General features: G+C 58.6%; 13 protein-coding genes. 5 read left to right on the top strand and 8 right to left on the bottom strand.

Annotation, left to right across the window (positions count from 1 at the left end; translation table 11 throughout):
• Window positions 1-71 precede the first annotated feature (71 nt).
• Window positions 72-749, bottom strand: a complete 678-nt coding sequence (locus tag BT119_RS18980) for an RraA family protein (protein ID WP_003372915.1) — start codon at window positions 747-749, stop codon at window positions 72-74.
• 237 nt (window positions 750-986) lie between these two features.
• Here BT119_RS18980 and BT119_RS18975 point away from each other — a divergent pair, with 237 nt between their 5' ends.
• Both BT119_RS18975 and BT119_RS18970 read left to right on the top strand, forming a co-directional pair.
• On the top strand, window positions 987-1,964 hold the full coding sequence (locus BT119_RS18975) for a hydroxyacid dehydrogenase (RefSeq protein WP_054081400.1): 978 nt from the start codon (window positions 987-989) through the stop codon (window positions 1,962-1,964).
• A gap of 78 nt (window positions 1,965-2,042) precedes the next feature.
• Complete coding sequence (locus BT119_RS18970; protein ID WP_003433932.1) at window positions 2,043-3,377, top strand: MFS transporter; 1,335 nt, start codon at window positions 2,043-2,045, stop codon at window positions 3,375-3,377.
• 82 nt (window positions 3,378-3,459) lie between these two features.
• On the opposite strand, the gene BT119_RS18965 is transcribed toward BT119_RS18970, so the two are convergent.
• The 3 genes from BT119_RS18965 to BT119_RS18955 all read right to left on the bottom strand — a co-directional run bounded on the left by BT119_RS18965 (window position 3,460) and on the right by BT119_RS18955 (window position 6,601).
• A complete protein-coding gene (locus BT119_RS18965; protein ID WP_042931175.1) occupies window positions 3,460-4,200 on the bottom strand; it encodes an IclR family transcriptional regulator in 741 nt (246 codons plus the stop codon).
• A gap of 140 nt (window positions 4,201-4,340) precedes the next feature.
• A complete protein-coding gene (locus tag BT119_RS18960; protein WP_072366640.1) occupies window positions 4,341-5,192 on the bottom strand; it encodes an SDR family oxidoreductase in 852 nt (283 codons plus the stop codon).
• The gene (locus BT119_RS18955) at window positions 5,189-6,601 is read right to left on the bottom strand and encodes a flavin-containing monooxygenase (RefSeq protein WP_072366638.1); all 1,413 of its coding nucleotides are present in this window, start codon (window positions 6,599-6,601) and stop codon (window positions 5,189-5,191) included. Before BT119_RS18955 ends, BT119_RS18960 begins: the two co-directional genes overlap by 4 nt.
• Window positions 6,602-6,820: 219 nt before the next feature.
• Between BT119_RS18955 and BT119_RS18950 the strand changes: the two genes are divergently transcribed.
• From BT119_RS18950 to BT119_RS18940, 3 genes are all read left to right on the top strand, one after another.
• Complete coding sequence (locus tag BT119_RS18950; RefSeq protein WP_003372903.1) at window positions 6,821-7,888, top strand: AraC family transcriptional regulator; 1,068 nt, start codon at window positions 6,821-6,823, stop codon at window positions 7,886-7,888.
• 146 nt (window positions 7,889-8,034) lie between these two features.
• Complete coding sequence (locus BT119_RS18945) at window positions 8,035-9,102, top strand: NAD-dependent epimerase/dehydratase family protein (RefSeq protein ID WP_072366635.1); 1,068 nt, start codon at window positions 8,035-8,037, stop codon at window positions 9,100-9,102.
• A gap of 72 nt (window positions 9,103-9,174) precedes the next feature.
• A complete protein-coding gene (locus BT119_RS18940; RefSeq protein WP_042931183.1) occupies window positions 9,175-10,092 on the top strand; it encodes a LysR substrate-binding domain-containing protein in 918 nt (305 codons plus the stop codon).
• On the opposite strand, the gene BT119_RS18935 is transcribed toward BT119_RS18940, so the two are convergent.
• Genes BT119_RS18935 through BT119_RS18920 form a run of 4 tightly spaced genes read right to left on the bottom strand, consistent with a single transcriptional unit; the run spans window position 10,065 to window position 14,091 of the window.
• On the bottom strand, window positions 10,065-11,291 hold the full coding sequence (locus BT119_RS18935) for an aminotransferase class III-fold pyridoxal phosphate-dependent enzyme (protein ID WP_044308104.1): 1,227 nt from the start codon (window positions 11,289-11,291) through the stop codon (window positions 10,065-10,067). The genes BT119_RS18940 and BT119_RS18935 overlap by 28 nt on opposite strands.
• Before the next feature lie 25 nt (window positions 11,292-11,316).
• Window positions 11,317-12,603, bottom strand: a complete 1,287-nt coding sequence (locus tag BT119_RS18930) for a TRAP transporter large permease (protein ID WP_054081406.1) — start codon at window positions 12,601-12,603, stop codon at window positions 11,317-11,319.
• Complete coding sequence (locus tag BT119_RS18925; protein ID WP_003372892.1) at window positions 12,600-13,094, bottom strand: TRAP transporter small permease; 495 nt, start codon at window positions 13,092-13,094, stop codon at window positions 12,600-12,602. Before BT119_RS18925 ends, BT119_RS18930 begins: the two co-directional genes overlap by 4 nt.
• A gap of 4 nt (window positions 13,095-13,098) precedes the next feature.
• Complete coding sequence (locus tag BT119_RS18920) at window positions 13,099-14,091, bottom strand: TRAP transporter substrate-binding protein (RefSeq protein ID WP_072366633.1); 993 nt, start codon at window positions 14,089-14,091, stop codon at window positions 13,099-13,101.
• Window positions 14,092-14,135: the final 44 nt, after the last annotated feature.

Here is a 14,135-nt window from a genome sequence, read left to right as displayed (position 1 = left end):
TGCTGCCTGGCGTGGCGTAACGGCACGGCGCAGCGTTGCGCCACGGCCGTGCTTACGCCTGATGTACCGAGTTATTGTGGTAGCTGGCAGCCCTTTTTCTTCAAGGATTCCAGGACCCAGGAGCGATCGTTTTCTCCCCTGGCGATCTGTTCCAGTTGCTTTTGTTCGGCATGGTGCTTGGCCGCGGCTCGATCATAGACGTCGGCGACATGCTCGTACGGTACGCACAGCAAGCCATCCTCGTCGCCTATGACCAGATCACCCGGTTCGATCACCATACCGTCGATCGCAATGGCCACGTTGATCTCACCCGGTCCGTCCTTGTAGGGGCCCCGGTGGGAAATGCCTGCTGCAAACATCGGGAATGTCCCTGCAGCAATGCTCCCTGCGTCCCGAATCGCGCCGTTGATGACGATGCCCGCCACGCCACGCTTCACCGCATAGGCCACCATCATCTCGCCGATGAGCGCGTTACTCAGGTCTCCCCCCGCATCCACCACGATCACATCGCCCGGTTCGGCGATATCAATGGCGTAATGCAACATGAGGTTGTCACCGGGCCGGGCTTTCACGGTCAGAGCAGGTCCGGCCAGCACGCCTTCGCGGTGCATCGGACGCAGGCGAGCGCCGCTTGCGGTCATTCTATTCATCGAATCGCTGACATTTGCGACGGGTACGTCGCGATAACGTGATACCCACTCAGCGCTGACTTTGCGGGCTGCTTCGAGGACTCGGAATCCAATCGTCATGGGGCATGGCTCTCTTGAAATTATGGGTTGCCGCCGAAAGGCTGGGAGAAGAATTTTCAGAATCACATTTCATTTTGTATCAATCAAGCGGTAAAAAATAATTAATAAACTTTTTTAGTCCGATAAAAATCATGATAGTGAAATGGCATTTCATTATGGTAGGGTTTGGATAGCGGGTTGAAGTCGCTGCCCGGTCGCACACCAAACGCGACGCAAACAAGAACAAGGTACGCATCCATGACCCGCAAGATTTTGCTGACGGGCCCCGCCCTGGCACACAACGCGATGAGCTATGCGAATGATCTGGGCATTCAGATTTTCCCCACCACCCCCTATCTGCCGGCTGAAGAGCTCACTTCGCTCATCCGCGACGTGCAGCCCGACGCGATCATCGTCAGGCAAGGCAAGCTCACGCGAGAAATGATCGAAGCGTCCCCCAGGCTCAAGGCGGTCGCCAAGCATGGGGTCGGCTACGACACCATCGATATTCAGGCGGCGGCAGAGAAAGGTGTCCCTGTCATGATCGCCCTCGGGGCGAACGCGCAATCCGTGGCCGAACATGCCTTTGCGCTCATGTTCAGCGTGGCTCGGCAAATTGCCTGGCTGGATGCCCGTACACGTCAGGGGCATTGGGACAAGGCCACCGCCAACGGCATCGAGTTGTCCGGCAAGACATTGGGGTTGGTTGGCCTTGGGGCGATCGGCAGCATCCTGATGGATCTGGTTGCGCCCTTGCAGATGAAGGTCAAGGTGTTCGACCCTTACCTCAAAACGCTACCCGAACGTTCAAACGTCGAGCGTGAAACCGACTTTGACCGCCTGATCGAATCCAGCGATATCATCAGCCTGCATTGCCCGCTGACTGACGAAAATCGCAACCTGATCAGTACCGCGCAACTGAACCGCATGCGCTCCAACTGCATCCTGATCAATACTGCCCGTGGTGAACTGGTCGACACCCAGGCGCTTATCCAGGCGCTGCAAGCCAACAGAATCGCAGGTGCGGGGCTGGATACGTTCAATCCGGAGCCACCGTCTGCCGACAGCGCGCTGTGGCAGCTGCCAAATCTCGTTGCTACACCGCATACGGGTGCCAATACCACCGAATCCCGTGATCGCGTGGGACTGCTGGCCGTTCAACAGATCGTGAAAGTGTGGGGAGGCGACGCGCTTGATCCTCGCTGCGTCGTGAATCGCCAATTGCTCGATAGCTGATCCGGCTTGCGCCCCGCTGCCTGGCCGGCGGGGCGAACATCTACCGTTTCTCCACAAAAATAAACACAGGAGAGCACCATGGCCCGCCCCCAAGCGACTCAACCGGTCACCGAACTCGAGCGCACTACCATGCGCAAAGTTGCATGGCGACTGCTTCCATTCCTTATCCTCTGTTACCTGATTGCGATCATCGACCGCGGCAACATCGGCATGGCATCGCTGCAGATGAATCATGACCTGGGCCTCAGCCCGACGATCTTCGGTTTCGCGAGCAGCCTGTTCTTTGTTTCCTACTTTCTGGTCGAGGTGCCGAGCAACCTGGCACTGCAGAAATTCGGCGCGCGCATCTGGATTGCACGCATCATGATCACCTGGGGGCTGATTTCCGCAGGTACGGCTTTTGTACAGGGCGCCAACTCGCTATACGTCATGCGCTTTCTGCTGGGCGCTGCCGAGGCAGGTTTTTTCCCGGGGGTGCTGCTGTACATGACTTACTGGTTGCCGTCAGCCTATCGAGCACGCATGGTGGCGATCTTCATGGTCGCTATTCCAGGTGCAAACTTTCTGGGCTCGCCGCTTTCGGGCTACCTGCTAACACTGGACGGCTGGATGGGCATGAGGGGCTGGCACTGGCTGTTCATTCTTGAGGGGATCCCCGCGGTACTGCTGGGAATTGCCTGCCTTTTCATTCTCACGGATCGTCCCGCTCAGGCTCGCTGGCTGAATGACGCGCAGCGCACCTGGCTGGTCAACAAGCTGGACGAAGAGCGCAAGCTCAAGACCAATATCGGCCATATCTCGCTGTGGAAGCTGCTCAAGCACAAGGACATATGGGTCATGGCGCTTATCTATTCAGGCGCGTCTGCAGCAGGCAGCACCATGAGCGTATGGGCACCGCAACTGTTGAAAAGCTTTGGCCTGAGCAATCTGGAGATCGGCTTCGTCAATGCCATTCCCTACGGTATTGCATCGGTTGCCATGATCGTCTGGGGGCGCAGCTCGGACCGCAGCAATGAACGTCGCTGGCACACCTCCGCCACGTTGTTTTTGATCACGGCAGGTCTGCTGCTGGCGCTGGTCACATCCTCTCTACCCGCCACTGTGATGATGCTGACCATGGTGCTCATCGGCGCCTACTCGATGAAAGGTCCGTTCTGGGCACTGGTGTCCAACTGGCTTTCGAGCAGCACGGCAGCTGCCGGACTGGCGGCCATCGGCGCTCTGGCGAATCTGATCGGAGGCGGGATCATGGTCAACGCTTATGGCGCTATCCATCAGGCCACGGGAAGTTATGCGATCGCTCTGTTGCCTCTGGCCGCGCTGTGCACAGCCGGTGCAATCGCCGTGCTTGTGATGGGCAGAAGCCGCAAGCGTGAAGCGCTTGAGGATGCCAAATCCGTAGAGGTCAGTTGAGGCGCGGCAATAACGATTTGAAACGCTGCCTGACGCAGCGCTTCAAGTCGGCTGTTTATGGAAGTGGCTACTGACGCCGGCTTCAGACCGCTTCGTCTACCGCCGTCGCGCGGTGTGTGACCTTCTCCTCGCCGAAGCTTTTCCCTCCGAGGCTGCGCGTCAGGTCGTCAGCCACCTCGATGAAGATCGACCGGATCGCTTTTGCGTAGTCAGCGGTCAGTCGCATGGACGGGCCCGAAAGTACCAGTGCTCCGATGTTTTCATGCAGCGGGCCAAAAATGGGCAAAGCCATCGAGGCAGCATGCGGGTCAGTCGCACCGCTGGAGTAAAAAGGCTCCAGCCCATCCTTCGCACGGGCATACGGGGTACGCAATGCTTCGGCACTCGCCGCACCGTCCATGGGGCGCATGTCTCCAGGCTGCATATGCAATCGCAGCCGGTGAGGAGAGTTGACCCGGTACTGGCACAACCGATAGGCGCCGTGTTTCACATAAAAAGAGGCCGTCTCGCCGGTTTCACCGGTCAACTTGTGCAGTCTTGGCAACACATGCCGCTCAAGATCCAGAGCATCCTGGTACACCGCATTGAGGCGCATGACCTCGCTCGCGAGCATATAGCGACCGTCTGCAAGACGATTGACGAAGCCATAGGTTTCCAGGGAAACCATCAAACGCATGATCGTGCTTTTGATCAGTCCGGTGCGCTCGACCAGTTCCACAAGGCTCAAGGCCGAGTCTCCGATCTGAAACGAAGACAGAACGGTGAGCACTCTATCCGCTGATGCGACTCCATTCACGGCGGGACGTGGACGCGTTTTGACCATCATTATCTCCTGTGCGGCAGATTGCAGCATGAACCTCGAACTCGCAGCATTATCCGTTAGCTGAAAACGGATAGCCATGAAACCCTTGGTATCAGCCGCGCTGCAAAGGTCAAAAAAACGCCGCCGGCCCAATGTCGGGTTTACTGCTTCAAACGCCAGACACCTTCCACCTGGTGCGCCAGACCTCGCTCGCCCAATGATTCGATATATTTCTGCATGCCCTTTTCGCCACGTTTTTGTAGCAGGCGGATGGCCCGCGGCAATAGATTGGGGAACAACATGGCCAGACTGGACGCCCAGGATTCACTCGGTTTCGGTGATCGCTCCAGGCAGGGCTTGTCGAGCATGAGCATTACCTGACGTGCGACGTCATCCGGCGATTGCGGCGGCGCGATGAACTGCAAGGCGTTGCCGCCCTCAATCGCTTCCTTGCGCAACATTTGTGTGTCTGTCGCAGTGGGCAGGATCGAGCCGACCTTGATGCCCTTCTCTGCCAGATCCAGCCCGATCGACAGCATGGCGCCACGCAGGCCGAACTTGCTGGCGCAATAGATGGGTGATTCCGGCGTGGGAAATACACCGCCCAGCGAAACCGTGGAGATTATCCGGGCGTCAGCCGAGCGCTTGAGCAATGGGATGGCGAGGCGCGTAAGAATCAGGGGTGCAACGAGATTGATATTGAGCTCTCGGCTGATGCTGTCCACCGAGCGTGTATCGAACGCCTCGACCACCGCGATGGCGGCATTATTGATCAGCACGTCCAGTCGGCCAAACTCTGCTTCTATATAGGCCATCAAATCAGCCAGGGCTTGCTGATCGGTCAGATCAACCACATAGGGATAAGCGCCTTCCCCCAGTTTTTCTGCCAGCGAACACAATTGTTTTTCGTCGATATCAGCCAGGACCAGTTGCATCCCCCTTCGGATCAGCTGGGCACAGATGGCCTGGCCTATGCCACCGGCCGCACCGGTAATCAGGACCACCGTTTTCATGAGCACGTCTCCTGAATGGCGGCCGTTTGCTGGAGCAGCGGCGCAGCCACATAGCCGGCACCTCTGCGCAGGTTCTTGTAGTAGCCTTCCTCGACCATTGGCCAGCCCAGCCCATGAGACAACTTGCGCAGGTATTTCTTGAGCGTATGAGCCTCCAGGTACACCTCATGGCGTTGGGATTTGACGAACGTGATCCCCCCGGAAAGATCCGGATCGTCAGACGCAATCAACCGATCAAATTGACGAGCTCTGGCTTTTTGCTGCAATTGGTCGCGCAAGTAACAGGCCACCGCGTGGGCCTCGCTGTCGAACAGCTTGTAGGCGCTGGAGTTGGTTTCAACGTAACCGATGCCAAACAGGTTGTGGTGCTCGCGGCTGAAAATCGACAGGTATAACCGGGGCCGACCGCCCTTCCACTCGAAATAGTTTGCGGCGTATTTGCAGCTCCATTTATAACCGGTGGCGTAAAGCACCAGATCCAGCGCCTCGCGTGTGCCATCCTTGAACACCACGTACTGCCCCTCATAGTGCGAGACATCCGCTTTGACCTGAATATCACCGTGCTGCAAACAGTGCAGCAACTGGGTATTGAGCAACGGGTGGCTTTCAAACAGCTTGTGGTCAGGTCTGGGTAAGCCAAAACGGCGCGTGTCGCCATTGATCACGCGCAGAATCGCCTGAAATATCGGCCGCGCCAGCCATATTGGCAGTTGCGGCCCCTTTTCGCCGAACTCATCAACCGGCATTCCGAACAGATGCTTGGGGATGAAGTGATAGCCGCGGCGCATGCTGATAAAGGCTTTATCCGCATGCCTGGCGGCGTCACAGGCAATATCTGCACCGGAGTTGCCCGCACCGATGACCATTACCCGTTTGCCCTTGAATTCGTCGGCATGCTTGTAGGTTACCGAGTGCCTGATGGTGCCTTCGAACTGACCTTTCACCTCGGGCATGTTCGGGTCCCAGTTGCACCCTGTGGCGCACACAACCGCGCGATAGCGGCGTCGTTCACCGTTGGCCAGTGTCACCAGCCAGCGGCCGTTTTCTTCCTTTTCGACATTGTCGACGGCGGTGTTGAAGCGGATTTTGCCGTACAGGTCGAACGCCATTGCAAAGGAGCGGACGTACTCGAAAATCTGCCGATTGCTCGGGTAGTCGGGAAAGTGCGCGGGCATCGGGTAATCAATGAAGCCAGACTGATCGCGCGAAGAGATAAAGTGCGCCGAATGGTACATCGGCGTTCCGGGGTTATTGATATCCCAGACACCACCCACTTCACTGTGTCGCTCGAATTGTTCGTAATCGAGTCCCTGGCGCTTGAGCGCCCTGGCCATGCAAAGCCCGCCAGGCCCGCTTCCGATAATGCACACCGCGTCGGCGCAATCGTGAATCTTGTTGTCGTTGCTCACTTTGTATTCCTCGGGTTCTACAGCGAGAACCCTAAGTTAGCCAAGGAGCCGTAGCGCTAGCAGGGGGTTTATGGACGTTAAAGGGGGTGATAACGGACTTGTCCGACAGGCACTTCAAGCCGATAAAAATGAACGTTTACACGGATGTTTCAGCTGTTTTTTCAGGCATGCTGTGATTCGATGGGACAAAAATACCTGCACGTGAAGGTCTGGATCAATATGAAGCTCATTGCCGACCCACTGTTCTCCGAAGCCTCTGCCCCGCCACAGGTATCGCGTATGCTTCTGCAGTACGCGACCGATCGTGGCGTCAATACCCAGTGGCTGTGCCGTGGCCTGGGTTTCGCGCCTGATGACCTGAAGAAATCGGGTTATTTACTGTCGCACCGGCAAAGCAACCTGCTGGTGCGCCGGACCCTTTCGGAGTTGGGCGATGATGGCTTGGGGTTGTCGGTCGGCCAGCGCCAGACGGCCGTGTCATGGGGTATCGTCGGATTGGGCATGCAGGCCAGCCCGACGCTGGGCGATGCGCTCAATCTGGCCATCCGCTATCAGAAACACGCCGGCGCCCTGCTCTCCCACCGTATGGAGTTTCACGAGGGGCGTTGCCTGACGTATATCGTGCCGCAGTTCTTCGACCCCGATGTAATCGGTTTCTATCTGGAAGAGGCGTTCGCCAGCGCGATGGCGATCGTTCGGCACCTGAGTGGCCGTCATGATCTGGTTCCCAGTCGTGTGGAACTTGAATACCCGGAGCCCGAGCACGCGCATCGGTACAAGGAAGTGTTCCGCTGCCCGGTGGTATTCGCCGGTACGCATAATCTGATCGAGTTCGACGCCCGTTGGCTGGAAACGCCATTAGTCACGCGTGACGATTTCGTCGCGGCCGAAGTGGCCGAGTTGTTGGACAGCGCAAACTGGGAAGATAAAGGCACGTCTGATCTTGTCGAAACCGTGCAACGGGAAATACGCAAGCGGCTCTGCGCGCCGCCGTCACTCAATGAACTCGCGCAGCAACTCAATATAGGCGAGCGCACCTTGAGGCGGCGTCTGGATGAAGCCGGACAGTCTTATCAGGGCGTCATCGATTCACTGCGCCGGGCAAAGGCACTGTCACTGCTGAGTCACCGCGAAACGAAGCTGATCGACGTGGCCAGCGAAACCGGCTTCAGTGATATTCGTGATTTTCGCCGGGCATTCAAGCGCTGGACCGGGGTAACGCCGCGAGAGGCCAGGCACGAGATGCAGCAGTTCCGCAAAGATATCCAGCGCCCGACATCGCCCTGATGTTTCGCGTGATCCGCAGTCTACAGCGTATTGACGGAAGTCCATCGCCGCCCCCTTTCGCGTCCGGTTCAGCCCTGATCGTTCTGTAAACGATTGTTTAACGTAGCCCTGCTCTGCATAACCAATCAAACAAGAGATGGGCTGCCATGACCGATCGAGTTCTTGTTACCGGAGGTGGCGGGTTCGTTGCCTGCCACCTTATTCAGCAATTGCTCGCCAGCGGTATTACCGTCAATACCACCGTGCGCAATCTCGCCAACGAGGCAAAAGTGCTGCCTTTGCGGACGCTGCAAAAGCAGTATCCGGGCAGGCTTTATCTGTTCGAGGCGGACCTTCTGGCAGAGGGCGCATTTGATGCGCCCATGCGCGACTGCAGCGTGGTCCATCATGTGGCGTCACCTTTCCTGTTGCCCGATAAAATAAAAGACGGTCGCCGGGAGATGCTTGAGCCCGCACTGCAGGGCACTCGGAATGTCCTGCAGAGCGTCGATAAAACCCCCAGCGTGATGCGCGTGGTCATGACCTCCACGGTCGGGGCAATCTTTGGTGACTACATCGATGTGCTGCAGATGAGCAACAAGACCCTCACCGAGGAGTATTTCAATACCAGCAGCACACTCAAGACCAATCCCTACCATTACGCCAAGGTCGAAGCCGAGAAAGAGGCGTGGCGAATCTGCGAAGCGCAGAGCCGCTGGAGCCTGGTGACGATCAATCCCGGCATGATTCTGGGCCCGTCTCTGACACCCGCCTCGGAGTCCGGAAGCCTCTTCCTGCTGGATGAGATGTTCCGTGGCTACTTCTTTTGCGGGATGCCCGACCTGAGCCTTACGACGGTCGACGTCCGGGATGTGGCGACAGCCCATATCACCGCGGCCAACAAGGCTGACGCTCATGGACGTTACATCCTTGCCGAACAACGAATGATCTCTTTCGTGGAGATCGCCGGCATTGTGCGACGTCTGCATCGACGTCCCTGGCTGCTGCCCCGCTATCAGATCCCCAATGTGCTCGTGCGCTTGATCGGTCCGATGTTCGGGCTCACTCAGGCTTACCTGAGCAAGCATCTGGGCATCCGTTTCAGCGTGGATAACCAGCGCAGCGTGAATGATCTGGGAGTCAGGTATCGCTCGATCACCGAAACGCTGACCGACCACTATCAGTGCTGGGAAGCGCAGCGCCAGCTGAAAGGTCAGGCGGCCCGAAACCGTTAGGTTGCCCCATCTGTGTAAACGGAATGGAACATGCATGGTTATCTGCCATCACGTTTCACCCGAGGTCTTCCCATGCGCCATCTCGATACCGATTGCCTTGCCGCTTTTGTTGCTGTCATCGACTGCGGCGGGTTTACCAACGCCGGTGAGCGTATCGGCAAGACCCAGGCAGCGGTAAGTCTGATGCTGGGACGACTGGAAGCCAGGGTCGGGCGCAAGCTGCTGGAGCGCTCTCGCCGTGGCGTCACGTTGACGGAGCATGGCGAAAGGCTGATCGGCTATGCCCGGCGCATCCAGATGCTTGAGGATGAAGCGCTTGCCGCGCTGGATTGCGGGCAGGAGGCTGCCCGCGTCCGTATCGGCATGCCGGATGACTACCTGGAGTCACTGGGGTGCGAGCTGATGCAGGCGTTCGCCCTGCGCCACCCGCATCTGCAGGTGGAAATCATCTGTGATTTTTCTTCTCGCCTCGAGGCGATGATTACGGAAGGTAGCATCGACCTGGCGATCATCACCCGCGCCAACACCAAGGTACAGGGTGAGTTACTCCGGTGCGAGCCGATGTTGTGGTGCGCAGCGCCGGGGCATTTTCCCGAGCAACAGAAGGTTGTGCCGCTGTCATTGTTTACCGACAGCTGCCGGGCGCGTCCGCAGATCATCGAGGCGCTGGATCTGCTAGGCACGCCCTGGCGAGTGGTCAGTTCGTCATCCCATCTCCCGGGCGTCATGCATTCGGTTCGATTGGGCACCTCGGTGACGGTATTACCCGCTTCGGTCGTGCCGTCCGGCTGGCGCATTCTGCACTGCGAGCAATTGCCCGAGCTGCCGAGCATCGAGCTGGAGCTTGTAGTGCCCGAACATGCCCTGCTGAACACGCGCCGCCTGGCACATTTCGTTCGCGACTGCTTCAAGGCCGAAAGCCTCTCGGAAAACAGCTCACAAGTCACTTCTAAAGGCACGATTCAAAGCGAGGCGATGGCCGCCTTGTAGCCTTCCAGCAAGGCCTGCAATGCCTGCTCCTGATGGGCAAAGGTCAGGTAGGTGCGGCCGAAAGCAAACGGCATGCTCATGACCCTCTGCCGACGCAGCGCCTTGTGCAAGGCCAGCGTCCAGCGACTGTCAGCCATTTGCGCTGCATCAGCGTAGTCTTTGGGCGGGACTGCCGACGGCCATAAGGTGAACACCGACCCGTAACCCGTGCTGCTTACCGCCATGCCCTTGTTGGCAAAGGCTGCCACCAGTTGCGCGCGCAACTGATCGCCGCGTCTCAGCAGTGCGGGATAGTCCGCAGTGGCCAGTTGCTTGAGGGTTGCCAGTACTGCGGCGCAGGCCGGCGGCGCTCCGCTGTAAGTACCGGCACGGACGATTTTCCCCTGTTCGAACAAACCCATGTATTCGGGCTTTCCGACCAGTGCAGCGACGGGAATACCACTGCCGATGGCCTTGCCGACCGTGGCGAGGTCGGCCTCGGCACCCAGCAACGTGCCGGTCAGCCCCGGGCACAGGCGCAGCCCCATCAGCACTTCATCCAGAATAATGAGCGCGCCGTTGCGGTGGGCCAGATCGCTGAGGTATTTCAAGTACCCGGCTGCAGGTTCGATGCAACCCGCATTGGCCAGCACTGGTTCCAGCACCAGAGCGGCAATGTCGTGGTAGTCGCGAAACAGCTGCTCGGCGTCGGCAAAATCGTTGTAGCGCAGCAGCAGTACACCGTCCCTTTCCGGACGCTGCGTACCGGCCATCAGGGCCGATGCCTGTCCGGCGTTGCCAAAGGCGACCGAGTCGTACCAGCCGTCATAGCCGGCAGCGAACTTGACGATACGCTGGCGGCCCGTCGCGACGCGGGCAGTCCGGCAGGCCAGGTGCACCGCTTCGCTTCCGGTATTGACGAATATCACTTGGCTGAGATCGCCGGTGAACGCTGCCAACGCCGCCGCCGCAGCCTCCTCGTCTGCGTGGGCGAAGGACGGCATCGGGCCATTGATCATCGCAGCACTGGCTGCAGCCATGACCTGCGTCTGGGCATGACCGAGCATGGTTGCACCGAAGCCCATTGCCGTGTCCACGTAGCGAATCCCCTCGCTGTCCCACAGCCATGGGCCACTGGAACGCGTGACATTGAAGACCTGGCCATCGATTTCAGGCAAAGCGCGGCCGCCGCTGGAAATTCCACCGATCAAATGTTTCATCTTTTTTCTCAGGAAATGGGAGGGATCAATAGCCCATGACGCGGGGCAACCATTGGGTCAGATTCGGGAAAAACACGAGCAAGGCGATGGCAAATGCCGTAGCGATCCAGAACGGTATCAATCGTCGTGAGACGGAGCCGATATCAATACGCCCGACATTGCACACCACAAAGATGTTGGTTCCGATAGGCGGAGTGAACAGCCCCCAGCCCAGGGTCATGGTGAAGATCAGACCGATCTGGTAGGGCTCGAAACCTGCCGCCTTGGCAACGGGAACCAGAATGGGGGCCAGGATAATCATCGCCGGGCCCAGGTCCAGCCAGAAGCCAACGACCTTGAGCACCAGAATTACCAGCAATATGGTGATCAGCGGTCCGGTATGCAGGCCGACGATCCAGGTCGCTACGGTATGCGGTACCAGTTCGAAGGTCAGAATCCAGCCGAACGGCATCGCCACGGCCATGATGATCATTACCGAGCCAGTTGTGGTGACCGCTTCGGTCACGGCCGGGAACAGGTCACGCCAGCGCAATTGGCGGTAGACGATGGTGCCGACGAACAGCGCGTAAAGAACCGACAAAGAGGCTGCTTCAGTGGCCGTGGCAAAGCCGGTCACTATCGTTCCCAACACCATGAACGGCATCAGCAATGCTGGTAGCGCGCCGGCGGTATCACGCAGGAACAGGCCCCAGTCCATCTTGCCTTCGGCTTTTGGAAAGCCCTCGCGAACCCCTACTATATAAGCGGTCAGCATGAAGACTGCGGCGAGCATCAGGCCGGGGATCACGCCGGCCATGAACAGACCGCCGATAGACGTATTGGTCAGCACGCCGAACATGATCAGGATGACACTCGGTGGCACGATAATACCCAGCGTTCCGGAAGCAGCGGTGACTGCCGCGGCGAAGGCACGAGGGTAGCCTCGCGCTTCCATCACCGGAATCATGACCTTGGCAACGGTGCCGGTATCGGCCGTGGCCGAGCCGGTCAGGCCGCCATAAACGAACGCAGTGGCCACGTTCACCAGTCCGAGTCCACCACGCAAACGTCCGAAGCAATGCTCTGCAACGCGCATGATGCGCAGCGTGAGGCCGCCACGGTTCATCAATTCTCCGGCCAGCAGAAACAACGGAATCGAGGCCAGGGTGGATGAGTCCGCACCGCGCAGTGTCTGCTGGGCGAGCCAGGCCAGCGGCATGTGCAGATCGCCCCATAGCAAAGCCGCGATACTGCCACCGGCCATCGCCCAGACGACGGGCAGGCCAGCCATCAACAAACAGAAAAACGCCAGAAAGAGAATCAGCACGGTCATGGGCGTACTCCGTTGCGAATCAGCCGTGCCAGGCGCACAACGGCCAGTATCGCGAGCATTGCGGCAGCGCTGATCAGCGCCAGTGAACTCAGTCCTGCCGGCCAGCGCAGCACCGGGGTCGGCATCCAGCCTGTGCGTGAAATAAATGCCACACCGCTGCTCAGCAGCCACGCGCTGATTCCCAGCAAAGCCACGCTCGCAAAGGCATCCAGGGCCTTTTGCAGAGCGGCCGGCAGCATGCCTGCCAAGCCTTGGAATCGCACGTTCTCCTGCCTCATTTCAGCGATCACCGCGCCAGTAAACGTCACCCAGATAAACCCGATGGTGGCGATCTCGAACGACCATTCGAAGCCATGCAGGTTCAGGTAGCGGGAGAAGACGCCCGCCAGAATGGACAGAAAGGTGACGGCGAACATCAACGCGCCGAATACAGCAAGGCAGCGTTCAGCCAGGCTGCTGGGTGGTTGGTCGGGATGCGGGCTGATAGACATGGCGTCACTCGCCTTGCGCGTCGTGTCGCAGCTGGCTGACGAAGTCTTCGCCCCAGATCTTGCCGAACTGCGTATAGACCGGATTGCTCAGCTCGCGAAACGGCCGAGGGTTGACGTCGTTGAACTTCACGCCCTTGCTCTGCATTTCCTGCTGGATTTTGCTGTACACCGCTTCCAGCTGTGAGCGATACCAGGCGGTGGTGTCGACCACCGCCTTGTCGAGAGCCGCCCGCTCCGTTGTGCTCAGGCTTTCATACTTATCCTTGTTGATGAACCAGAAGTTTGCCGACCACACGTAGTTCGAGAGCGAGACATACTTGGCGACCTCGTACCACTTCTGATCATGAAAGTCGCGCAGTTCAGGCTCGACCCCGTCCACTACACCCGATTGCAGCGAGGTATAGACCTCGCCAAACGGAATCGACTGCCCCAGCCCGCCCAATTGCTTGATGGTTGCCAGAATGACCGGGTTGGGCGGCGTGCGTATTTTCAGGCCGCTAAGGTCCGCTGGTTGCAATATCGGGTGTTTGCTGTTGGCGAACTGACGAAAACCCGAGTCCAGTGCCGAGAGCATGACGAAACCGTGGTCCTGGCCCATGCTCAGAAATTTCTTGCCGGCTTCGCTATCGAGGTAGGCATGCACGGCGACAGAATCTTCGAACAGAAATGGCAGTGACAATGCATTCAGGCGTGGATCGATGCCGTCGGTCGAGCCGCCCAGGCCAATGTCGATGGCACCGGCGCCGACCGAGTCGACGATAGGCGCTTCGTCGCCCAGTTGGCCGTCCGGATAGACCTGTACGTTCAATTCACCTTTCGTCTCGGCGCTGACCTCGGCGGCAAAACGCGTCATCGCCTGGTTGATCAGACTGTCGGAGCTGGAGGCATGGGCCAGACGCAAGGTCTGCCCGGCCATTGCCAGGTTGGTACCCACGAGAAACGCCAGACCGGCGATGGCCTGAAGTACTACGGTTTTACGAGACAGGGATCTGAGCATGGCGGCGAACTCTCGTTGATAGCGTTGAAGCTATTAACCATGAG

The sequence above is a fragment of the Pseudomonas sp. NFACC10-1 genome (genome assembly GCF_900119195.1).
In the GTDB taxonomy this organism is placed as follows: Bacteria; Pseudomonadota; Gammaproteobacteria; order Pseudomonadales; family Pseudomonadaceae; genus Aquipseudomonas; species Aquipseudomonas cerasi.
Note: the sequence above shows the minus strand (reverse complement) of the source record. Positions and strands in the feature narration are given on the sequence as shown.

Bases quoted from the DNA above. Each gene is read 5' to 3' on its own strand.
- BT119_RS18950 (WP_003372903.1), top strand. From the start codon at position 6,821: ATGAAGCTCATTGCCGACCCACTGTTCTCCGAAGCCTCTGCCCCGCCA.
- BT119_RS18935 (WP_044308104.1), bottom strand. From the start codon at position 11,291: ATGAAACATTTGATCGGTGGAATTTCCAGCGGCGGCCGCGCTTTGCCT.
- BT119_RS18960 (WP_072366640.1), bottom strand. From the start codon at position 5,192: ATGAAAACGGTGGTCCTGATTACCGGTGCGGCCGGTGGCATAGGCCAG.
- BT119_RS18920 (WP_072366633.1), bottom strand. From the start codon at position 14,091: ATGCTCAGATCCCTGTCTCGTAAAACCGTAGTACTTCAGGCCATCGCC.
- BT119_RS18930 (WP_054081406.1), bottom strand. From the start codon at position 12,603: ATGACCGTGCTGATTCTCTTTCTGGCGTTTTTCTGTTTGTTGATGGCT.
- BT119_RS18970 (WP_003433932.1), top strand. From the start codon at position 2,043: ATGGCCCGCCCCCAAGCGACTCAACCGGTCACCGAACTCGAGCGCACT.
- BT119_RS18945 (WP_072366635.1), top strand. From the start codon at position 8,035: ATGACCGATCGAGTTCTTGTTACCGGAGGTGGCGGGTTCGTTGCCTGC.
- BT119_RS18975 (WP_054081400.1), top strand. From the start codon at position 987: ATGACCCGCAAGATTTTGCTGACGGGCCCCGCCCTGGCACACAACGCG.
- BT119_RS18925 (WP_003372892.1), bottom strand. From the start codon at position 13,094: ATGTCTATCAGCCCGCATCCCGACCAACCACCCAGCAGCCTGGCTGAA.
- BT119_RS18940 (WP_042931183.1), top strand. From the start codon at position 9,175: ATGCGCCATCTCGATACCGATTGCCTTGCCGCTTTTGTTGCTGTCATC.
- BT119_RS18980 (WP_003372915.1), bottom strand. From the start codon at position 749: ATGACGATTGGATTCCGAGTCCTCGAAGCAGCCCGCAAAGTCAGCGCT.
- BT119_RS18965 (WP_042931175.1), bottom strand. From the start codon at position 4,200: ATGGTCAAAACGCGTCCACGTCCCGCCGTGAATGGAGTCGCATCAGCG.